A 22695-nucleotide genomic window follows, 5' to 3' on the forward strand; every position below is an offset into this window, starting at 1 on the left:
CTTCATTCGCCCGCCTCGGGGCCGCGCAGGAAAACAGATGCAATTCGTATTTGACGGTCACAACGACGTTCTCCTTCGACTCTGGACACATTCAAAAGACGGCAGCGACCCTATCGCGGAATTTGCGGACGGCACGACTCTCGGCCATATCGATGCGCGTCGGGCGAAAGCGGGCGGTCTTTCCGGTGGTCTCTGCGCCATCTATATTCCCTCGGGCGATCTCGTCTTCGCCGATCCGGATGCCGACGGTCGTTATGTCACGCCGATGGCTGCCCCGCTTGATCCACTTCCGTCGCTTGCCATCGCCACCGAAAAGGCGGCGATCGCGCTGCGGCTCGACCAGGCCGGCGCCTGGCGTCTCTGCCGCACGGTCAAGGACATCCGCGACGCCATGGCCGAGGATGTTTTCGCCGCTGTCCTGCACATGGAAGGCTGTGAGGCGATCGGCGCCGACCTGTCGGCGCTCGAGGTCTTCTACGCGGCGGGGCTGCGATCGCTGGGGCCGGTCTGGAGCCGGCACAATGTCTTCGGCCATGGTGTGCCCTTCGCCTTCCCGATGTCACCGGACACTGGGCCGGGTCTGACTGATGCCGGTTTTGCGCTGGTGCGGGAATGCAATCGCCTCGGCATCCTGATCGACCTTGCCCATATCACCGAAAAGGGCTTCTGGGACGTGGCGAAGACGACGGATCAGCCGCTGGTCGCCAGCCACTCCAATGCCCATGCGCTGACGCCGGTCGCGCGCAACCTGACGGACAGGCAGCTTGATGCGATCCGCGAAAGCGGCGGTCTCGTCGGCATCAATTATGCCACCGCCATGCTGCGCCCAGACGGCCGCTCGGACAGCGATACGCCGATGGCCGACATGATCCGTCACATCGACTATCTCGTGAACCGCATCGGCATCGATTGCGTGGCGCTCGGATCGGACTTCGACGGCGCCACGATCCCTGACGAAATCGGCGATGCGTCAGGCAACCAGAAGCTGATTGCCGCTCTCAGGGAGGCTGGTTATGGTGAGGCGGATCTCACGAAACTTGCCCGTGAAAATTGGCTTCGCATTCTCGCACAAGCCTGGCGGGAGGAGTACGCCTAAAGTGCAGCCCGCCTCTGGACGCGCTGACAGCGAACAATAGTTTTAATGGGACATGAACCGACAAAACGCTTCGTAATCAATCAAGAACAGGGGAACAGACCATGATGATCACCAAGCTCAGCCGCAAATTCCGCCTGCTTTCCGCGGGAGCCGCTCTTTCGCTCCTGATGATGGCGGCACCTGCCGCCTTCGCCGAAACGCCCAAAGACACGCTTGTCGAGGGTTTTGCCATCGACGACATCATCACGATGGATCCCGGCGAGGCTTTCGAGCTTTCGACCGCAGAGATCACCAGCAACAGCTACAGCCTGCTCGTCCGCCTCGATCTCGCCGACACATCCAAGGTGAAGGGCGATCTTGCCGAGAGCTGGAGCGTTTCGGATGACGGCCTCACCTATACGTTCAAGCTGAAGCCAGGCCTCAAATTCGCATCGGGAAATCCTGTTACCGCTGAAGACGTTGCATGGTCGTTCGAGCGCGCCGTCAAGCTCGACAAGAGCCCGGCCTTCATCCTTACCCAATTCGGTCTGACCGGCGACAATGTCACCGAAAAGGCCAAGGCGGCCGATGCCAACACATTCGTCTTCACGGTCGACAAGGCCTATGCGCCGAGCTTCGTGCTCAACTGTTTGACGGCGACGGTCGCCTCCGTGGTCGACAAAAAGCTCGTGCAGGAGCATGTGAAGGCGGTAACGCCGGATGCCGAGCACAAATACGACAATGATTTCGGCAATGAGTGGCTGAAAACCGGCTATGCCGGTTCCGGCGCCTTCAAGCTGCGCGAATGGCGAGCCAACGAAGTCGTCGTGCTGGAGCGCAACGACAATTATTACGGCGACAAGCCGAAGCTCAATCGCGTCATCTACCGCTACATGAAGGAAAGCTCGGCCCAGCGGCTGGCGCTCGAAGCCGGCGATATCGACATTGCCCGCAATCTCGAGCCGGGCGACATCGACGCCCTTTCCAAGAACGCCGATCTCGCGACGACCAGCGCGCCGAAGGGCACGATTTACTACGTCAGCCTGAACAGCAAGAACGAGAACCTGAAGAAGCCGGAAGTCCAGGAAGCCTTCAAATATCTGGTCGACTACGATGCGATCGGCGCAACGCTGATCAAGGGTATCGGCGAGATCCACCAGACCTTCCTGCCGAAGGGCCAGCTCGGCGCGCTTGATGAAAACCCCTACAAGCTTGATGTCGCCAAGGCCAAGGAGCTGCTTGCCAAGGCCGGCGTGCCGGACGGCTTTTCCGTGACCATGGACGTGCGCAACACGCAGCCGGTGACCGGTATCGCTGAATCCATGCAGCAGACGCTGGCGCAGGCTGGCGTAAAGCTGGAAATCATCCCGGGCGACGGCAAGCAGACGCTGACCAAATATCGCGCCCGCACCCACGACATCTATATCGGCAACTGGGGCTCGGACTATTTCGACCCGAATTCCAATGCCGACACCTTCACCAGCAACCCCGACAATTCCGATGCTGGCACGGTGAAGACGCTCGCCTGGCGCAACACCTGGGAAGCGCCGGAACTCGACAAGCAAACCAAGGCCGCGCTGCTCGAGCGCGACGGTGAGAAGCGCGCTGCCATGTACGAGGATATCCAGAAGAAGTTCCTCGCCAACAGCCCCTTCGTCATCATCTTCCAGCAGACCGAGGTGGCCGGCTATCGCAAGAACCTGAAGGACTTCAAGCTGGGTCCGAGCTTCGATACCAATTTCGTCGGGCCGATCGCCAAGGAATGATCCGGCAGGATTGATCGCTTGAGCACCATCGAAGCAACACAGGTGGCGGCGCGGCCCCGAAAGGGCCGTGCCAGCGCTTTCGCCAAGGCGGCGGGACGCTTCCTGTTCGCCGCCGTCACCACTTATCTCGGTCTTCTGGCCGTCACCTTCTTCATCGGCCGGGTCGTGCCGATCGATCCCGTGCTCGCCATCCTCGGCGACCGCGCGCCCACCCATGTCGTCGAGCGTGTGCGCCAGGAAATGGGCTTCAATCTGCCGCTCTACCAGCAGTTTTTCATCTATGTCAAAGGCGTCCTGTCCGGTGATTTCGGCAATTCGGTACTGACCACTAACCCGGTCATGGTCGATATCCGCCGCGTCATGCCGGCGACGATCGAGCTCGCGACGCTCGGAACGCTGATCGGCGCCTGCGTCGGTGTACCGCTCGGCGTTCTCGCTGCCGTGCGCCGCGGCAGCATCGCCGACCAGGTGGTGCGCGTCATCGGCCTGATCGGTTATTCGGTGCCGATCTTCTGGCTGGCGCTGATTTCGCTCGTCATCTTCTATGCGCAATTGCGCTGGGTGGCCTTTCCCGGACGCATCGACATCGTCTTCGAATATACGTTCACGCCGATCACCGGTTTTTATCTGCTCGACAGCGCCTGGCAGGGCCAGTGGGACGTGTTCTACGACGTCTTCCGCCACATTATCCTGCCGGCCTCGCTGCTCGGTTATTTCTCGCTCGCCTATATCAGCCGCATGACGCGCAGCTTCATGCTGAACGAGCTGTCGCAGGAATATATCGTCGCCGCGCGCGCCAAAGGGCTGTCCGAAACCCGGGTGATCTGGGGGCATGCGCTGCGCAATGCCGCCGTGCCGCTCGTCACCGTCATCGCGCTTTCCTATGCCGGCCTGCTCGAAGGATCGGTGCTGACCGAAACCGTCTTCTCCTGGCCGGGCATCGGGCTCTACATCACCAATTCGCTGCAGAATGCCGACATGAACGCCGTGCTCGGCGGCACGATCGTCATCGGCACGGTTTTCATCGGCATCAACCTTCTGTCCGACCTTCTCTATCGGACGCTCGACCCGAGGACGCGAAACCGATGACGGCTCCCGCCAGTCCCTCTCCAACGATGAGCCGCCGCGAGTGGCTGCTTTCCGACCGGCCGCAATCGCGCATGCAGGCGCGCCTCGGCCGCGCTTATGTCACCTGGCGGCAGTTCACCGCAAACCGGCTTGCCGTCGTCGGCCTGCTGATCATCGTCGCGCTGCTTTTCATCGCCGCCTTCGCCGATCTCATCGCCACGCACAATCCCGTCGTCGGCGATCTGCGCAATGCCCGGCTGCTACCGCCGGGAACGGGTGAATTCCTGCTCGGCACGGACGATCAAGGCCGAGATATCTTTTCGCGGCTGATCTACGGATCGCGTTTGACGTTGCTGGTCGTCGTGCTCGTTGCCGTCATCTCGGCGCCGATCGGCCTGATTGTCGGCACCGTCTCCGGTTATGCCGGCGGCTGGGTGGATGCGACGCTGATGCGCATCACCGATATTTTCCTCGCCTTTCCGAAGCTGGTGCTGGCGCTCGCTTTCGTCGCAGCCCTCGGCCCCGGTATCCAGAACGCGATCATCGCCATCGCCATCACCTCGTGGCCGCCCTATGCCCGCATCGCCCGCGCCGAAACGCTGACGGTGCGGCGGTCCGATTATATCTCGGCGGTGAGACTGATGGGTGCCTCGCCGCTGCGCATCGTCGTGCGCCATGTCATGCCGCTCTGCATTTCCTCGCTGATCGTGCGCGTGACGCTCGATATGGCGGGCATCATCCTGACGGCCGCCGGCCTCGGCTTCCTGGGTTTGGGCGCGCAGCCGCCGCTGCCGGAATGGGGCGCGATGATCGCTGCGGGCCGGCGCTTCATCCTCGATCAATGGTGGGTGGCAGCGATGCCCGGCATCGCCATCCTCATCGTCAGCCTCGGCTTCAATCTGCTCGGCGACGGCCTGCGCGACGCACTCGATCCGAAGGAGAGCGGCCAGTGACGACGCTTCTGACGGTCGACAAGCTGAAGGTCAGCTATCCCACCCGCACCGGCATGATCGAGGCCGTGCGCGGCGTCTCCTTCACGCTCGGCAAGGAAAGGCTCGGCATCGTCGGCGAATCCGGTTCCGGCAAGTCGCAGACCGGCCGGGCGATCATGGGGTTGACGCCGAAACACGGCATCGTCACGGCCGAAAAGCTGGATTTCAATGGCATCGATCTCCTTAGGGCCTCAGCCGGGGAAAGGCGCAGGCTGCGCGGCAAACGCATCGCCATGATCCTGCAAGACCCGAAATATTCGCTCGATCCTGTGATGACGATCGGCCGGCAGATCTGCGAAACCCTGCGCACCCATGAAAAGGTTAGCAAGGCGGAGGCACGCGAGCGCGCGCTCGCCATGTTGGAGGCCGTACAGATCCGCGATCCGAAGCGCGTCTTCGATCTGCATCCGCATGAAGTTTCGGGCGGGATGGGGCAGCGTGCGATGATCGCCATGATGCTGATCGCCGGGCCGGAGCTGCTGATTGCCGACGAGCCGACCTCGGCGCTCGACGTGACGGTGCAGCTCGATGTGCTCAGAATCATGGACAGGCTGGTATCGGAGAGCGGCATGGGGCTGATTTTCGTCTCGCATGATCTCAGACTGGTTTCCTCTTTCTGCGATCGCGTCATCGTCATGTATGCCGGAAAGATCGTAGAGGAACTCGCAGCCGCCGATCTCAAGCATGCCCAGCATCCCTATACGCAAGGGCTGCTGAACTGCATGCCGGAGATCGGCGCGAACCGCCATCCGCTGCCGGTTCTCGACCGCAGGCCGGAGTGGGCGGTATGAGCGCAGCACTCAAGGTCGACACTCTCAGTGTCGTGTACGACGAATTTCACGCGTTGAAGGACGTCAGCATCGATGTCGAAGGCGGTGAATCCTTCGGCCTCGTCGGTGAGTCCGGCTCGGGAAAATCCACCTTGCTGCGCGCCGTGGCCGGCCTAGCGCCGATCAGCAGCGGCGCGATCCACGTCGACGACCAAACATTGAAAGGCGCAAAGCGCAGCAAGGCCTTCTACCGACGTGTGCAAATGGTCTTCCAGGATCCTTATGGCTCGCTGCATCCGCGCCAGACGATCGACCGCCTGCTGCTCGAACCGCTTGCGATCCACGCCATCGCCGATAGCGACAGGCGCATTGCCCGCGCGCTCGACGAAGTCGGTCTCGGCAATGGTTTCCGTTTCCGCTACCCGCATCAGCTTTCCGGCGGCCAGCGGCAGCGCGTGGCGATTGCCAGGGCGCTGATCGTCGAACCGTCAATTCTGCTGCTCGACGAGCCGACCTCGGCGCTCGACGCCTCGGTGCAGGCGGAAGTGCTGAACCTGCTCGAGCAGATCCGTCGCGATCGCAAACTCACCTTCATTATGGTGAGCCACGATCTCGGAGTGATCACCCATATGTGCGCCAGACTCGCCGTGATGCGCAATGGCACCGTGGTCGAACGATTGAGCTCGCAAGCGCTGGCAGAGGGTGCGGTCCAACAGGACTATACGAAAAATTTGATGATCGCGAGCAAGGGTTTTGTCAAAGTCTGAAAGACAATCATTTCAAGCCATTGAAAAAGAAACGCCGGCGACAGCGTTAAGGATAATGTTTTCCTAAAAGACGACCATTCAACTAGACTATTGACAGCTGCCCCGCTTCTGTCATGATCCTGTTAACGATTGTTAGCTTTCGTGATCGATGGAGGTCAGGGCATGTTCTTTCTCGGCGGGATGACCATGGGCTATCTCGATCCTCGCACCAGAGCTGAATGCAAGGATCAGATGACTGTCTCCATGCGTGCGGAAAAGGACTGGCGCCAAATCGAGACCTCCAACCCGCCGCAGAACGAGAACGCCGTCGAGCGCTCGTTGATCTGGGCATGGCGCACGCTCTGCTAAGAGCCGGTTGAATTTTCTCTTCCGCTCCCCCTGGACGGAAATTTATCTCTACCTACCTGATAGAGAATTAGAAATATAACAGCGAGCCGCACAACCGGCCGCACGAGAACAACGGAGGCGACATATGGCAGAACTGGGTATTTCGCATACTCACGTGAACCACTATGGTTCCGTACCGACCAAGAAGCCGCACGCCACGCGTCACAGGCTTCAGGCGGTGCTCCATGGAACAATTTTCACCGCGGCATTCCTGTTTGTGGTGGCCATGGTCTTCGGCCTCGTCGGATAGTCGGCGGATGGCAAGCCTCGGCAGGTGCCGGGGCTTTGGCAGTTGCCGCCCTTAGAGCATATTGCCGAAAAGTGTGAGCGGTTTTTGGACGACATCATGCTCCAACTCCTTGATTTAGAACAGGTTCAAATTTAAGGCCGAACCGGCCTTAGAATCCTCCTGTTCTGGTGAATCCCGGACATCTTATCTGTCCCGGTATTCCGCCCTTGATCATTCTCCGTGAAATTGCAGATGCGCCGCATCCACCCAGATGCGGCGCATTTTTGATGTCGTTCGGTCGACCTGTTCCGCCCTGCATCGGCAGGCGTGCGCTGACCCAGTGGCCTGCACCCCTTGACTTGAATTATTCCGATGGTGTCCAACTTTTCGACATGGTTTTGCGCAGAGGGTAACGATCGCCGTTTGGGGGCAACCCTGCAACAAAGCCTCGTCCGTTTGCATCGCCTGTCCGACGTCATTGCCCGGCTTCATCGATCTTCGAAGAATCCGGGCCCGTTCATGTAGCAGTCATGATAAGCAGTGCAAAAGGCTGAGCAAAACCAGCCATAACTTTGTTTGGATCCAGAACCGAACCCATGTCTATTGCCAATCTTTCTCCGAGCCTCTCCCGCGAACCCGAGATGAAGCAGATCGATCACAATGATTCGATCCGCTCGACCTATCTTTCCATCGAGGACATCAAGGCGATGGGCGATGCAGTCGCCCGCAACGGCGTCAGCAAGCTGCCGGCTTTCGCCGCCTTCGATTTCTTCGCGCGCCACAAGGAAAACGAGAAGGAAATTCTGCGCGTCTACCGTACCACGGCGACGGATGTCGAGGCCGGCGAGACAATCACGCCGGCGGCGGAGTGGCTGCTGGACAATCACTACATCGTCGAGGAGGCGATCCAGGAAGTGCGGCGTGACTTCCCCCGCCGCTTCTACCGCGAATTGCCGACCATGTCCGTCGGCGGAGTCGAGATTCCGCGCACCCTGGTGCTTGCCTGGCTCTACGTCGCCCATACCCACAGCACGATCTCGCAGGAAAGCCTGACGGCACTGGTCGACGGCTTCCAGGCCAACGAGACGCTGAGGATCGGCGAACTGTGGGCGCTGCCATCTTTGGTGCGCTACGTGCTCGTCGAAAACCTTCGCCGTATTTCGAGCCGTGTCGAAGCCAGCCGCCGCCTGCGCCGCCTCGCCAATGAGGCGGCCGACGAGCTGGTGCGCCTGACCGATCCGGCCAAGGCCGCCGCCTATCTGAAGACGCTGGAACCGCTGGCCGAGGACAATACCTTCTCGACGCAGTTCCTCTACCGCCTGCGTGACGGATCGCAGACCTCGAGCTTGGCGATCACCTGGCTCGACGAGCGGCTGGAAGAGCTTGGCCGCAATACCGAAGAGGCGACGACGGCGGAACACAGCCGTCTCTCCTCCGGCAACGTGACGATGGGCAACATCATCCGCAGCCTGCGCGAGATCGACGATACCGAATGGTCGGTCTGGGTCGAACAGGTCAGCCATGTCGACAAGCTGCTCTGGGAACATTCGGATTACGGCATTCTCGATTCCGGCTCGCGCAACAAATATCGAAAGCAGATCGAAAAGCTCGCCAAGCGTTCGCCGCTGACCGAAATGGAAATCGCACAGCTGGCGCTCGACATGACGGATGCCGCCAAGGCCTCCGGCGAACCGCAGCCGCATGAACCGAATGTCGGCGGCTTCCTGTCCGGCGCGCAGCGACCCAAGCTCGAGGCGCGGGCGAATTATCGCCCGACGATCACCCAGCATTTCGTGCGCGCCGTGCGCCAGTTCAACTGGCTGGCAATTGCCGTACCGGTCATGCTGCTGACGGTTATTGCCATGGCTGTTGTCGGCAAGTTCATGGCGAGTGCCGGCATGGGGGCGCTCGAAATCGCCGTGCTGCTGATCATGTTCTCGCTGCCGGCATCGGAGGGGGCGACGGGCCTCTTCAACACGCTTCTTTCCTTCTTCGTGACGCCGGCGCGTCTCGTCGGCTACGAGTTCAAGGAAGGCATTCCGGAAGATGCGCGCACGCTGCTCGTCGTGCCCTGCCTGATCTCCAACCGCGACAGCGTCGACGACCACGTGCGCAATCTCGAGGTCCACTATCTCGCCAATCCGCGCGGCGAAATCTATTTCGCCCTGCTCAGCGACTGGCCCGACAGCGACGTCGAGGAGACGGCCGCCGATCTCGAGGTTCTCGACTATGCAAGGCGCGAAATCGCCAATCTTTCCGCCCGTTATGCCTATGACGGCAAGACACGTTTCTACCTGTTGCATCGCCGCCGCCTCTACAACGCCTCGGAAGGCGTCTGGATGGGTTGGGAGCGCAAACGCGGCAAGCTGCACGAGCTGAACATGCTGCTGCGCGGCGACCGCGACACGACCTATCTGCCGGGCGCCAATGCCGTGCCGGCCAATGTCCAATATGTCATGACGCTCGACGCCGACACGCGCCTGATGCGCGACGCCGTCACCAAGCTCGTCGGCAAGCTCTATCATCCGATCAACCGTCCGGTGATCAATCCGAAAACCGGCCGTGTCGAGAGCGGCTACGGCGTGCTGCAGCCGCGTGTGACGCCGTCGTTGACGACGGGCAAGGACGCTTCGGTCTTCCAGCGCGTCTTTTCGATCAATCGCGGCCTCGACCCTTATGTCTTCACCGTTTCCGACGTCTATCAGGATCTCGCCGGCGAGGGCACCTTCACCGGCAAGGGGCTTTATCACGTCGATGCCTTCGAAGCCTCGCTGAAGGGCCGGATCGAAGAGAATTCCGTGCTCAGCCACGACCTTCTCGAAGGTTCGATGGCGCGCTGCGCCCTCGTCACCGATCTCGAGCTGGTCGAGGATTTCCCGATCCGCTACGAGGTCGAGACCTCGCGCCAGCATCGCTGGGCTCGCGGCGACTGGCAGCTCCTGCCCTATATGTTCAATCCGAAATACGGCGTCACCGCCCTCGGCCGCTGGAAGATGTTCGACAATCTGCGCCGCTCGCTGACGCCGATCGCCTGGTTCTTCGCTTCCGTGCTCGGCTGGTATTTCATGGGGCCGCTCGGCGCGCTCGTCTGGCAGATCCTGCTGATCTTCTGCCTTTTCGTGGCGCCGACGCTGTCGCTGATCAACGGCATCATCCCGCGCACCAGCGATATCGTCGCCCGCGCCCATCTCTATACGGTCTGGTCGGATATCACCGCCGCCAATGCGCAGGTTGCGCTGCGCATCGTCTTCATCGCCGACTCCGCCTGCATGATGGCGGATGCGATCGGCCGGTCGCTCTACCGCCTGTTCGTCAGCCGCAAGCTGATGCTGCAGTGGAGGACGGCCGCCAGCGTTCAGGCCGGCGGTCAAGGCACCCTCGCCTCCTATTACAAGCAGATGTGGCATGCGCCGGTGCTGGCGCTGCTGGCGCTCGGTTTCGCCGCTCTTCCCGGCGACAATGCCTTCCTCGTCGGCATTCCCTTCGCACTGCTGTGGATTCTCTCGCCCGTCGTCGCCTGGTATGTCAGCCAGTCGGCGGAGACCGAGGACCGGCTTGAGGTCGCCGACTCCGTGTCGAGCGAGTTGCGCAAGATCGCCCGGCGCACCTGGCGTTATTTCGAGACCTTCACCACACCTGAGCAGAATTACCTGCCGCCTGACAATATCCAGGAAACGCCGCATGTCATCGTCGCGGCCCGCACCTCGCCGACCAATATCGGCGTCTATCTGCTCTCCGTCGTCTCCGGCCGGCATTTCGGCTGGTTCTCCTTCGAGGAGACGCTCGAGCGGCTGGAGCAGACGATTGCCACGATCGACAAGATGGAAAAATTCCGCGGCCATCTGTTCAACTGGTATCACACCGATACGCTGCAGACCCTCGGGCCGCGTTATGTCTCGGCCGTCGACAGCGGCAATCTCGCCGGTCATCTGATCGCCATTTCGTCGGCCTGCCGCAACTGGGCCGAGGCCCCGTCGGCTCACATGCAGGGCAATCTCGACGGGGTCGGCGACACGGCCGGCATTTTGGGCGAAGTGCTGGCAGATCTGCCCGACGACCGCAAGACCGTACGGCCGCTGCGGCGGCGCCTGGAAGAACGCATCGTCGGCTTCCAGAATGCGCTTGCTGCCGTCAAGCGCGAGCATGAATTCGCCTCGATCCGTATCATCAATCTTGCCGTTCTCGCGCGCGACATCGAAAAGCTCGCCGCCAATCTCGATCATGAGGTCAAGTCGAAGCAGAGCGAAGAGGTCACCCAATGGGCGGCATCGCTGGTGAAGGTCTGCGAGGCGCATATTTCAGACAGCACCTTCGACCTGTCCAAGGTCGATGCGCTCCGGCCGCGGCTGGTGGCGCTGCGCGACAAGGCCCGCGATCTCGCCTTCTCGATGGATTTCGGCTTCCTGTTCCGGCCGGAACGGCGCCTGCTGTCGATCGGCTACCGCGTCGAAAGCGGTGAACTCGATCAGGCCTGCTACGATCTGCTGGCGTCCGAATGCCGCCTGACCAGCCTGTTCGGCATCGCCAAGGGCGATCTGCCGACGGAGCACTGGTACCGTCTCGGCCGCCAGGTCGTGCCGGTGGGATCGCGCGGCGCGCTGGTCTCCTGGTCGGGCTCGATGTTCGAATATCTGATGCCACCGCTCGTCATGCAGGAACGCGGCGGCGGTATTCTCAACCAGACCAACAATCTGGTTGTCGTCGAGCAGATGAATTATGCCCGCAAGCTCGGTATCCCGTGGGGCATTTCGGAAGCGGCCTTCAATGCCCGCGACCATAACCTCAACTACCAATACACGAACTTCGGCGTGCCGACGCTCGGCCTGAAGCGCGGCCTCGGCCACAATGCCGTCATCGCACCCTATGCATCGCTGCTCGCCAGCCAGTACGACCCGCCGGGCGCACTGGAAAACCTGCAGAGACTGCGCAAGGTCGGCGCATTGGGCAAGTTCGGCTTCCACGACGCCGTCGATTTTACGCCGACGCGCGTGCCTGAAGGCAAGAAATGCGCGGTGGTCTACAATTATTATGCCCACCATCACGGCATGTCGATCGCCGCCGTCGCCAACGTCGCCTTCAACGGCCATCTGCGCGAGCTCTTCCATTCCGATCCTGTAATCGAGGCGGCCGAGCTGCTGCTGCAGGAAAAGGCGCCGCGCGACATCCCCGTCATGAGCGGCAAGCATGAATCCGACACGCCGGCCAGCATCCAGGACGATCTGCTGCGGCCGGAGATCAGGAAGATCAGCGATCCGGCTTCGCGCGACCGCGAACTCGTGTTCCTGTCGAACGGCCATTACTCACTGATGCTGACGGCGACGGGCGCCGGTTATTCCCGCTGGAACGGCCTTTCCGTTTCCCGCTGGAAGGCCGATCCGACCGAAGACCGCTGGGGCAGCTTCATCTTCCTGCGCGATACCGCCACCAACGAATGGTGGTCGGCGACAGCAGAGCCGAAGGGCGTCGAAGGCGAAAAGATCAAGGTCGAGTTCGCCGACGAAAAAGCGCAGTTCACCAAGACGATTGGTGATCTGACGAGCGAGGTGGAGTGCATCATTGCGACCGAGCATGATGCCGAGGCCCGCCGTGTCACCCTGCTCAACATGGGCACGGAAGACCGTTTCATCGAAGTCACCTCCTATCTCGAACCTGTCATCACCTCGGATGATACCGACAATGCGCATCCGGCCTTCGCCCGCATGTTCATCAAGACCGAGATCGGCAAACGTGGCGACGTCATTCGCGCCGAACGCAACAAACGCGATCCGAACGAGCCGAACATCAGCATCGCACATCTGATCGTCGACAATGCCGGCGACACCCGTCACACCGAATTCGAGACCGACCGGCGCAAGTTCATCGGCCGTGGCCGCAGCCTCGCCGATGCGGCCGCCTTCGATCCGGGCGCGACACTTTCCGGCAGCGACGGCTTCATGCTCGACCCCGTCATGTCGCTGCGCCGCACCGTGCGTGTTCCAGCCGGCAAAAAGGTCAGCGTGTTCTTCTGGACGATCGCCGCTCCAAACCGCGACGAGGTCGACAAGGCGGTCAATCGCTACCGCCATCCCGACGCCTTCAACCACGAGCTTGTCCAGGCCTGGACGCGCACGCAGGTGCAGATGCGCCATGTCGGCGTCACCTCGCAGCAGGCGGCCGCCTTCCAGCACCTCGGACGCTACCTCGTCTACCCCGACATGCAATTGCGCAAGGACGAAGCGACCGTCGAGGCCGGCCTGCAGTCGCAATCGGCGCTGTGGCCGCTGGCGATCTCCGGCGATTTCCCGATCTTCACATTGCGCGTCAACGACGACATGGATCTCGATATCGCCCGCGAGGCACTGCTGGCGCAGGAATATCTGCGCTCGCGCGGCGTCACCGCCGATCTCATCATCATGAACGAACGCGCCTCTTCCTACGCGCAGGACATGCAGCACGCGCTCGACGCCATGTGCGAGAACGTGCGCCGCATGGGCCAGGCCGACGGGTTGCGTCAGCATATCTTCGCGGTTCGCAAGGACCTGATGGAGGAGAGCACCTATCATGCAGTGATCGCAGCCTCCCGCGTCACCCTCCACGCGAAGAACGGCAAGGTGATCGATCAGATCAACCGCGCCGTCGCCCTGTTTGCGCCCTCTAAGGATGAACTGCAGGAAATGGAGCGCGCCGAGCGCAACAAGGTTCCGGTCAAGCGCATCGCGCCGGTGCCGCCGCCTGTCGTGCCGGCCGTCGTCATCGAGGAGGAAGGTGATCTCGACTTTTGGAACGGCATCGGCGGCTTTGCCCGCGACGGCCGCGAATATGTCGTCCGCCTGCCCGGGGGGCATGCGACGCCCCAGCCCTGGATCAACGTCATTTCTAATGACAGGTTCGGCTTTCACGTATCAGCCGAAGGCGCAGGCTTCACCTGGAGCGTCAATTCGCGCGACTACCAGCTGACCTCCTGGTCGAACGACGCAGTGGTCAACCGTTCGGGTGAGGCCTTCTATCTCGCCGATCTCGACAGCGGTGCGGTCATGACGCCCTTCGCGGCGCTGTCGCGCCGGCCGGACGTTCGTTTCGAGGCCCGCCATGGGCTCGGCTATTCGGTCTTCTCGAGCATCCAGCACGATATCGCCCTGGAGCTGACGCAGACGATCGCCCGCGACAAGCCGGTAAAATTGCAGCGCCTGCGCCTGCGCAACACCGGTTCGACCGGCCGCAGGCTGCGTCTCTATGGTTATGTCGAATGGGTCCTCGGCAACAATCCGGGACGCACGGCCCCCTTCATCCTGTCGCGCCATGACGGGGAGACGGGAGCGCTGTTTGCCACCAATCCCTACAGCATCGATTTCTCCAACCGAACCGCCTTCTTCGCGGCCAGCGAGACGCCTTCGAGCGTCTGCGCAAGCCGGCGCGAGTTCATCGGCAAGGCGGGAACGATCCAGGCGCCGCAGGCCGTTACGTCAGCAGCTGCGCTTTCGGGTGCCACCGAGCTCGACGGCGATCCGGCCGCGGCTCTGGCAATTGACATCGAGCTTGGCGCCGGCGAAGAGCGCGACTTCACCTTCTTCCTCGGCGATACGCCGACGGAAGAAGAGGCGCGCACTGTCATCGCTGATGTCCGCAAGGTTTCGTTCGACGATGCCGTCGAGGCAAACCGCAGCTTCTGGCGGGATTTCACCGGCAGGCTGCAGATCTCGACGCCGGATCGCGGGATGAACAATCTCGTCAACACCTGGCTGCCCTATCAGAGCCTCGGCTGCCGGATCATGGCCCGCACCGCATTCTACCAGGCAAGCGGCGCCTTCGGCTTCCGCGATCAGCTGCAGGACACGCTGGCCTTCCTGCTGCACGAACCCTCGATCGCCCGCCGGCAGATCCTGAACGCCGCCTCGCGCCAATTCCGCGAGGGCGACGTCCAGCATTGGTGGCTGCCGGGAACCGGTGCCGGTGTCCGCACGATGATCTCGGACGACGTCGTCTGGCTGAGCTATGCGATCCATCACTATTGCAGCGTCACCGGTGACAAGAGCGTGCTCGACGAGGAAATTGCCTTCCTGGAAGGTCCGGCGCTTCTCGAGGGACAGCACGACTCCTTCTACAAGCCGGAGATTTCCGAGGACAAGGCGAGCGTCTACGAACATGCGGCGCTGGCGCTCGATCTCGCCATCGCCCGCAAGGGATCGAACGGCCTGCCGCTGTTCCTCGGCGGCGACTGGAACGACGGCATGAACCGCGTCGGCATCGGTGGACGCGGCACCAGCGTCTGGCTCGGCTGGTTCCTGGCGGGAGCATTGCGCTCCTTCATCCCTTATGCCGAAGAGCGTGGTGACAAGGCCCGCGCAAAGCGCTGGTCTGCACATCTCAAGGACTTGAAGAAGGCGCTCGAAACCGCGGGGTGGGATGGCGGCTACTATCGCCGCGGCACGTTCGACGATGGCGCGCTGCTCGGTTCCAAGGAAAGCCCGGAATGCCGGATCGATTCGATCGCGCAGTCCTGGAGCGTTCTGTCCGGCGAGGGCGACCCGGCCCGCGCCGTCAAGGCCATGGACGCCGTGCTCGATCAACTGGTCGACGAGGAAGCCCGCATCATCCGGCTGTTCACGCCGCCCTTCATCAATTCCGCCAGGGATCCCGGTTATATCAAGGCTTATCCGCCGGGTGTGCGCGAAAACGGCGGCCAATATACCCATGCCGCGACCTGGGTGGTGATGGCGTTGGCGGAGCTCAAGCGGGGCGACGACGCGCTGCGCTGCTTCCAGATCCTCAACCCGATCACCCATGCGCTCGACAAGGCTTCGGCCGAGCAATACCGGGTCGAACCTTATGTCGTGGCTGCCGACGTCTATGGACATGAGCCCTATACCTCGCGCGGCGGCTGGACCTGGTACACAGGCTCGGCCGGCTGGCTCTACCGGGCTGCCGTCGAGGGCATTCTCGGTATCCGGTTGAAAGATGGCCGGCTTTACGTGCGTCCGTCGCTCCCGTCGGAATGGGACGGTTTTGCGGCGGAGGTCGAGCGGGGCGACGGCAAATACCGCATTTCGGTCTCAAAAGCGTCCAACGCCAGCGGCTACACTCTGTCGATCAACGGCAGCGAAGTCGCCGATCCCGAAGAGGGATATCCGCTCGGATAAAGCGTTTCTCCACGCAGACATCACGGCGATTCGCGAACGGCCAAAAGGGAACCCTTTTGGCCGTCGTCGCGTTTGCAAATCGGATAACAGGAGACACCCTATGGCAAGCACGCGGACCGAAGCCATCGGCACCGAGCGCAGTTCCCGATCCGTAGCTGCGCCAGGGCGCGATACAAGGCTTGACGTGCTGCGGGGCCTCGCCCTGATCATGATCTTCATCAATCATGTTCCCGGGCAGTTCTTCGAATATGTCACGACGAAGAATTTCGGCTTCTCCGATGCCGCGGAGGCCTTCGTGCTGATATCCGGCATTGCCGTCGGCCTTGCTTACGGAACCCGTTTCCAGCCGGGCAACCGGATCAGAATGGCGATCAAGGCGGCAAAGCGGGCCTTCACCCTCTATCTCGCCCATATGATTACGACCTTCATGACACTGGCGCTGTTCATCTGCGGCGCCTGGCTGTTCCACCGGCCCGGACTGCTTGTCGAAATCAATATTCTGGCGGTTCTGATGAACCTCAAGGACGGTATCCCCGCGCTGCTCCTGCTCGGCCACCAGATCGGCTACAACAATATCCTGCCCATGTACGGGGCGTTGCTGCTGATGGTGCCCATCCTCCTGCTCCTCAACGAGCGAAGCTCGCTGCTGGCGCTTGCCGTCTCGGGCACGGTCTGGCTGCTCGCCGGCATTTATCAGGTGGCGCCGCACAATATGCTGATCGAAGGCTATTGGTTCCTCAATCCGCTCTCCTGGCAGTTCCTATTTTCGATCGGTATCATCTCGATCCTGCATATCAAGCGCGGCGGCCGAATCCCGCGGCATCCGCTATTGCTTGCGGTCGCCGCCGCTTACGTCGTGCTGTCCTTCGTCTGGGTGACAGGTCATCTCTGGATTTTCGGCAACTCGCTGGCAGCGCTTGGCCTGCCGCCGGTTATAACAGGTTTCGACAAGACCTTCCTGTCGTTGCCGCGGCTGCTGCATGTGCTGGCGCTGACCTACCTGATCATCAGCATCCCCGCATTCTCCCGCATCCTGCGGCGTCCCGCGGATCACCCCCTGACGATCCTCGGCCGCCATTCGCTCAACATCTTTGTTGCCGGCACGATCCTCGCCATGGTCGGCCAAGTGGTGCTCTACATCACCAACAAGGATCCGCTGGTCGGCCCGATCTTTGTCATCGCCGGCATCGCGACGCAATTCGCCTATGCCTACTATCTCGAGCACAAGCGTCAGCAGGGCAAGGTCAAGAGTAAGCTCGTCACCGAGGTTGCCGCCGTACCGGTGCCCGTGCGGATCGGCGGAGCGGCAAACACCTATCGTCGCACCAATCGGAAATAGCTGCCAGCTTTGCCTTGAGATAGAGGAGCCGGCGGCCCCTGCCCGCCGGCTCAATTTTTGTGAGCGAGGATGTTCACCAGCCTGCCCAGGGGATCGCGGACATAAAAGCGCCTGACGCCCCAGGGCTCGTCCGCCGGGCCGTATTCGATCGAAAAACCGGCGGCCGACATCGCCGTGAAAGCAGCGTCGAGATCGTCGACCTCGATCGAAAGGTCCGGCACCGGCGTGCCGGAGCCGCCCTCGCTGGCGACGCTCACCTGAACGTTCATGGGTCTCGCGGCGCCGAAGGTGGTGATCCAGCCGTGATCCATGATGACGTCGAGACCGAGGACATCCTGATAGAACCGCCGCGCCGACGTGATGTCGGGTGCTGCAATATTGGCGACGATGCGCAGGACCTTCATGGGCTTTCCTTCCGATGCTTGGACAATGCGGAAGGTAGGAAGATCGGCAGGGTGGTCAATCGGGGTTGGCTTTGGAATGGCGGCGTAGCAGCGTGCGGCACCCCTCTGCCCTGCGGGGTATCTCCCCGATAAGGAGGGAGATTGGCCAGTGGTTGCAACCTGGTCCCTTTCCGTCGCCGGGCGGAATACATGTTCGTTGTTGGCTGAAGAAACCATCGCACCCAACCGATCTCCCCACCGGTGGGGGAGATGCCCGGCAGGGCAGAGGGGGCGGCCCCATGGTCCACGGTTACTGTGTGACGTCAGCAACGGTCTTGGAAGGAAACCAAGCCCTGAAGTATGTCGTCGGAATTGGACTGGCCTTACCCAGCCAAACAAAAAGGCCGGAAGGAGTGAACTGACCCCCAAAAGTTGGACGGTCTAAAGGCTGGGGAGATTTAGGGGCTGGGTCCTGTATTGTACAGGGCTCAGCCCTTTGAGTTTCAGTTTGATACGCTGATGATTATAGTAGTTGATGTAGTCTGCCACCCCATCTTGCAGGCTCTTGACGCTGTCAAAGTCGTTGGGGTGGAAGAACTCGGATTTGAGAATGGCAAAGAAGCTTTCGATGGCAGCATTGTCGAGACAGTTGCCCTTGCGTGACATGCTCTGATTGATGTGACGTTTCTGAAGCATGCGCTGCCAGGCCGGCATCTGGTAGTGCCATCCCTGGTCGGAATGCAGGATCGGCCGGTCATCGTCTTGCAAACGGCTCACGGCCTTGGTGAGCATGTTTTCGACGAGTTTGAACACCGGCCGTCTAGCGGTTTCGAACGCAATGATTTCCCCATTGAACAAGTCCATGATCGGCGAGAGATAGAGCTTTTCGCCGGCCACGTTAAATTCCGTCACATCGGTCACCCATTTCTGATTGGCGCGCTCGGCGGTGAACTGCCGCTTGAGGAGATCGGGAGCCACGCGTCCCTCCTCGCCCCTGTAGGATCGATACTTCTTCGGCCTGACCTTAGACTTCAAGCCGCTCTCGACCATCAGGCGCTGAACCGTCTTGTGATTGACCGTCTCTCCCAAGCCGCGCAGCGCCGCCGTCACCCGGCGATAGCCGTAGCGGCCCTTGTGGGTGTCGAAGATCGATTTGATCCTCTCCTTGAGAACTCCGTGCCGGTCGGGCCGGGACAATGCCTTTTGCTGATAATAGAACGTGCTGCGCGCCAGGCCCGAAAGCGCAAGCAACCCGTCAAGCGGATGGAACGGCCTTAACGCTTCGACGACTTGCGCTTTTTCGGCGCTCGTTGCTGCGTTAAGGCCTCCAGTTTTTTTAAGTAGGCATTCTCCATGCGCAGATAGTTCAGCTCCGCCAACAGATCTTCACGGCTCTTGGCATCGTCACTGTGTGGAGCATCTGGTCCACTGGCTATGATAGGCGACTTGGGCATCGATCGAGGTCTTCCTCTGCGGCGCGGGGCCAAGGCTTCGATCCCACCCCGTTCATATCGCCTCTCCCAATCCGGAAGGCAGCTGGCATTGCGAACGTCGAAGATCGCAGCCGTCTGGCGATAGGACAACCCATCCTCCCACATCCGCTGTAGGACCGATAGCTTGAAGTCAGCATTATAATGGCTGAATTTCTTCACCAATCCAGCCGAACCATGCGCAGCATGGCTCGCTACCCATTTGCGAACGGTCGCAGGATCAATGGCAAACCGCGTGCTCACCTCTTGATAGCTACGCTCGCCATTCCCGTAACACTCAACAACAGACTGCTTGAAAGCCAGGCTGTATTTGGACATGCAAAACCCCCGAAGGTGGATGTCCAACTTTCGGGGGTCAGTTCAGAGCTACCTTCCGGCCTTTATTTTGAAACCCGACCGATCAGGCGGCTTCGGTGGCGTGGGCCTTGCGGACTTCGTCGTCCGTCAGGATACCGCTGGCGCGCAACAGAGCGGCGAAGCGGCCGTTGCTGTGGCTGAGCTCGTCGAAGCTGCCCTGCTCGGCGACGCGGCCGTCGTCCAGGAAGAGCACCATATCGGCTTCGCGGACCGTCGAGAGGCGGTGGGCGATGATGAAGGTAGTGCGGTTCTCACGCAGATTGTCGATCGCCGACTTGACGCGGGCTTCGGTCTCGACGTCGAGCGCCGAGGTCGCCTCGTCGAGCACCAGGATCGGCGCGTCTTTGAGGATGGCGCGGGCAATCGCGATGCGCTGGCGCTCGCCGCCCGAGAGCTTGTTGCCGCGTTCGCCGACATGCGTGTCGTAACGGTCCTCGCGGGTCTCGATGAAGTCGGCGGCGGCGGCAGCTTCGGCCGCCCGGCGCATGTCCTCTTCGCTGGCACCCTCGCGGCCGAGACGGATATTGTCGCTGATCGAGCGGTTCAGCAGGCCCGCATCCTGGAAGACCGTGGCGATATGGCGACGCAGCGATTTGCGGGTCACCTTGGTGATATCGGTACCGTCGACGAGGATCTGGCCGCCCTGCGGATCGTAGACGCGCTGCAGCAGGTTGACGAGCGTCGTCTTGCCGGCGCCGGTCGGGCCGACGATCGCAACCGTCTGGCCGGCCTTCACCGAGAAGGAGACATTGTGCAGACCCTGCGAACTGTTGCCGAAGCCGAAGGAGACGTCGCGGAATTCGACCGCCCCCTTGACGTTCTTGATCTCGCCGTTGCCGGCCGGTTCTTCACGTTCACGCACCGAATCTTCGAGCGTGTAGAAGTCCTCGAGCTTGGAACGCGCCTCGAAGATCTGCGTGGCGAATTGACGCATCAGGTCGAGGCGGGCAATCAGCAGGTTGGCAAAGCCGATGAAGGCAATGACGTCACCGACACGCAGCTGGCCGGACTGGACGAGCATCGTGCCGATGATCAGGACGACCATCATCGCGATCGTCGAAGCCATGCGGTTCAGCGCGCTGGCGATCGCCCACCAGTCGAGCACCGGATACTGCGCTTCGAGCAGCCGGTCGGCAAAGGACTTCAATGCCTTGGTTTCGGCCTCGATGCGGTTGTAGCTATGCAGAACCGACACGTTGCTGATCGAGTCGCTGACATGCGAGAAGACGGTATGGTAGTGGTTCTCAACCGACGCCTGGCCATCCTTGGTGCGGCTCATGACCACGCGGCCGATCAGCCAGTAGGCAATGCCGAGCACGATGAGGACGGCCGACAGGCGCAGGTCCATCGACATTGCGGTCGGCACCAGAAGGGCAAGCGCGATGACCGTCGACAGGTGGTTGCGCATGAATTCCAGCCAAAGGCCGAACAGCGTCTCGCAGGCGCGCAGCAGCGTGTGCAGCGCGTTGGAGGTGCCGCGCTGGTGATGCCAGGCGAGCGGCATGGAAATGATGCGGCCGAAAGCCTCCGTCAGCAACGTGGCCCGCCGGCCATGAGCAAGCCGGTCGGCCTCGCGCGATACCAGGACGAAGGCGATGGTGTTGAACACGGCGAAGGCCGCCCACATGAACAGGATGGGCTTGACTTCACCCTTGCCCGAGATCGCATCGATGATGCGACCGAACAGGATCGGTTCCGCAATGGTGATGGTCGCCAGAACAATATTGGCGATAACGACCAGGGATACGCGGAGCTTGTAGGCGCCAAGATAGCGCAGAGCTCTTGCATAGACCTTGAATAGCGACACGTCTAACCTCTTGTGCATCTGCGAAAACGGGAATGGTGGGATGCTACAAAAGGCTACCTGAACCGGCGATTAACGGAGTATTCAGGGTCCAGCCGCGGGAGGAATTAAGCCGAAGGCTCTATCGCTTTCTGCGGAGAAATCGGAGCCGCATCAGTAGCATAGAACAGCAGATTGCGTGAAGATCGCTCATATTTTTCAGCATCAGGGTCTGGCAACCGAATTTCTGGCGGAATATATGCCACGACAATTTGCGCTTGCATTTTAATAAATGTTTAGCACAGCATTGAAATTAAAGACTGCATGTTGAAGACCGTTTCGCGACCAAATTGAAAAGCCGCCAGCGGCCTGGATGCGGACTTAAGGTCCGGACAAGGGGCGTTTTGTGAATATTAATTCGTTAATTCAAGTGCTTGTAATTCTGGAAGAGTGCCCAAATCCGGATGCCGTCGTCAACGAGCTCGAGCAGGTCCTGCATGGTTCCGGCTTCGAGTATTACGGTCTGCTACGCCATTTGCAGCAGACACCGGCCCAGCAGAACTCGGAACTGCGGGCTGCACCGCTGGCCGGCCGCTGGCCCGAACGATGGCTGCAGATATATGCCGCAAAAAAATATATCCGGATCGATCCGATGGTGCGCTATCTCACCCATGCGCAGCGGCCTTTCCGCTGGCGGGAGAGCATGGCGGCATTCAACAGCGACGCGCATCGGCGCCGTATGGAGCAGATGATGGTCGATGCCTTCGGCCACGGATTGGAGGACGGCTATCTCTTTCCGATCCATGGGCGCAACGGCATTCTGGGCAGCCTCAGTCTCGGCGGCAGACCGATCGAATTGTCGCCGGTGGAAATCGCCTTGCTCGAGGCTGTGGCGCGCAAAACCTTCTGGCGGTTGCTCGAGCTGACCGGCGAGGCCGAGGCGCTGGAGACGGTGCTGCCGGCTGAGACGCCGCTGACGCGGCGCGAGATGGAAATCCTGCACTATCTCGCCGAAGGCATGACGTCGATGGAGATCAGCAAGATGCTGAAGATCTCGAACCACACCGTCGATTGGTATATGAATGGCCTGCAGGGCAAGCTGAAGGCGAAGAACCGGCAACAGGCGGTGGCGCTCGCTTTCCGCCATGGCCTGATAAGCTGAGCTTTTCTTAT

At 61.1% G+C, this 22695-nt stretch carries 13 protein-coding genes and 1 pseudogene; 11 read left to right on the forward strand and 3 right to left on the reverse strand.

Features of this window, described 5'->3' with window-relative positions:
• Positions 1 to 37 precede the first annotated feature (37 nt).
• From AMC88_RS20980 to AMC88_RS21020, 10 genes are all read left to right on the forward strand, one after another.
• The gene (locus AMC88_RS20980) at positions 38 to 1096 is read left to right on the forward strand and encodes a dipeptidase (RefSeq protein ID WP_064822968.1); all 1059 of its coding nucleotides are present in this window, start codon (positions 38 to 40) and stop codon (positions 1094 to 1096) included.
• 101 nt (positions 1097 to 1197) lie between these two features.
• Positions 1198 to 2841: an ABC transporter substrate-binding protein gene (locus AMC88_RS20985; RefSeq protein ID WP_012485570.1), complete on the forward strand. Its 1644-nt coding sequence runs from the start codon at positions 1198 to 1200 to the stop codon at positions 2839 to 2841.
• A gap of 18 nt (positions 2842 to 2859) precedes the next feature.
• Positions 2860 to 3930 carry an ABC transporter permease gene (locus AMC88_RS20990; RefSeq protein ID WP_041683803.1) on the forward strand — a complete coding sequence of 357 codons (1071 nt, stop codon included), beginning with the start codon at positions 2860 to 2862 and terminating at the stop codon, positions 3928 to 3930.
• Entirely contained in the window at positions 3927 to 4862 is a 936-nt protein-coding gene (locus AMC88_RS20995) for an ABC transporter permease (RefSeq protein ID WP_012485572.1), read from the forward strand. The genes AMC88_RS20990 and AMC88_RS20995 overlap by 4 nt, the downstream gene beginning before the upstream one ends.
• Positions 4859 to 5692 (forward strand): ABC transporter ATP-binding protein, encoded by an 834-nt coding sequence (locus tag AMC88_RS21000; protein ID WP_010017301.1) that lies wholly within the window; start codon positions 4859 to 4861, stop codon positions 5690 to 5692. The genes AMC88_RS20995 and AMC88_RS21000 overlap by 4 nt, the downstream gene beginning before the upstream one ends.
• Complete coding sequence (locus AMC88_RS21005; protein WP_012485573.1) at positions 5689 to 6438, forward strand: ABC transporter ATP-binding protein; 750 nt, start codon at positions 5689 to 5691, stop codon at positions 6436 to 6438. Before AMC88_RS21000 ends, AMC88_RS21005 begins: the two co-directional genes overlap by 4 nt.
• Before the next feature lie 162 nt (positions 6439 to 6600).
• Positions 6601 to 6786 (forward strand): hypothetical protein, encoded by a 186-nt coding sequence (locus AMC88_RS21010; RefSeq protein WP_041683804.1) that lies wholly within the window; start codon positions 6601 to 6603, stop codon positions 6784 to 6786.
• A gap of 124 nt (positions 6787 to 6910) precedes the next feature.
• Entirely contained in the window at positions 6911 to 7075 is a 165-nt protein-coding gene (locus AMC88_RS33720; RefSeq protein WP_012485575.1) for a hypothetical protein, read from the forward strand.
• Between the two features lie 575 nt (positions 7076 to 7650).
• Positions 7651 to 16170, forward strand: a complete 8520-nt coding sequence (locus tag AMC88_RS21015) for a glycoside hydrolase family 94 protein (RefSeq protein WP_064825746.1) — start codon at positions 7651 to 7653, stop codon at positions 16168 to 16170.
• 100 nt (positions 16171 to 16270) lie between these two features.
• Entirely contained in the window at positions 16271 to 17509 is a 1239-nt protein-coding gene (locus tag AMC88_RS21020; protein ID WP_037116791.1) for an OpgC family protein, read from the forward strand.
• Positions 17510 to 17559: 50 nt separating this feature from the next.
• Here AMC88_RS21020 and AMC88_RS21025 read toward each other — a convergent pair whose 3' ends face one another.
• The 3 genes and pseudogenes from AMC88_RS21025 to AMC88_RS21040 all read right to left on the reverse strand — a co-directional run bounded on the left by AMC88_RS21025 (position 17560) and on the right by AMC88_RS21040 (position 21546).
• A complete protein-coding gene (locus AMC88_RS21025) occupies positions 17560 to 17913 on the reverse strand; it encodes a VOC family protein (protein ID WP_010014750.1) in 354 nt (117 codons plus the stop codon).
• A gap of 420 nt (positions 17914 to 18333) precedes the next feature.
• Positions 18334 to 19700 (reverse strand): annotated as a pseudogene (locus AMC88_RS33230) (IS3 family transposase).
• Between the two features lie 82 nt (positions 19701 to 19782).
• Positions 19783 to 21546, reverse strand: coding sequence for a glucan ABC transporter ATP-binding protein/ permease (locus AMC88_RS21040; protein WP_037115735.1), 1764 nt, complete (start codon positions 21544 to 21546; stop codon positions 19783 to 19785).
• Positions 21547 to 21928: 382 nt separating this feature from the next.
• Between AMC88_RS21040 and AMC88_RS21045 the strand changes: the two genes are divergently transcribed.
• Entirely contained in the window at positions 21929 to 22684 is a 756-nt protein-coding gene (locus AMC88_RS21045; RefSeq protein ID WP_012485581.1) for a helix-turn-helix transcriptional regulator, read from the forward strand.
• Positions 22685 to 22695 lie beyond the last annotated feature (11 nt).

The organism is Rhizobium phaseoli (assembly GCF_001664385.1).
Lineage (GTDB): Bacteria > Pseudomonadota > Alphaproteobacteria > Rhizobiales > Rhizobiaceae > Rhizobium > Rhizobium phaseoli.

Bases quoted from the DNA above. Each gene is read 5' to 3' on its own strand.
- AMC88_RS21015 (WP_064825746.1), top strand. From the start codon at position 7,651: ATGTCTATTGCCAATCTTTCTCCGAGCCTCTCCCGCGAACCCGAGATG.
- AMC88_RS20995 (WP_012485572.1), top strand. From the start codon at position 3,927: ATGACGGCTCCCGCCAGTCCCTCTCCAACGATGAGCCGCCGCGAGTGG.
- AMC88_RS21010 (WP_041683804.1), top strand. From the start codon at position 6,601: ATGTTCTTTCTCGGCGGGATGACCATGGGCTATCTCGATCCTCGCACC.
- AMC88_RS21025 (WP_010014750.1), bottom strand. From the start codon at position 17,913: ATGAAGGTCCTGCGCATCGTCGCCAATATTGCAGCACCCGACATCACG.
- AMC88_RS21020 (WP_037116791.1), top strand. From the start codon at position 16,271: ATGGCAAGCACGCGGACCGAAGCCATCGGCACCGAGCGCAGTTCCCGA.
- AMC88_RS33720 (WP_012485575.1), top strand. From the start codon at position 6,911: ATGGCAGAACTGGGTATTTCGCATACTCACGTGAACCACTATGGTTCC.
- AMC88_RS20985 (WP_012485570.1), top strand. From the start codon at position 1,198: ATGATGATCACCAAGCTCAGCCGCAAATTCCGCCTGCTTTCCGCGGGA.
- AMC88_RS20980 (WP_064822968.1), top strand. From the start codon at position 38: ATGCAATTCGTATTTGACGGTCACAACGACGTTCTCCTTCGACTCTGG.
- AMC88_RS21005 (WP_012485573.1), top strand. From the start codon at position 5,689: ATGAGCGCAGCACTCAAGGTCGACACTCTCAGTGTCGTGTACGACGAA.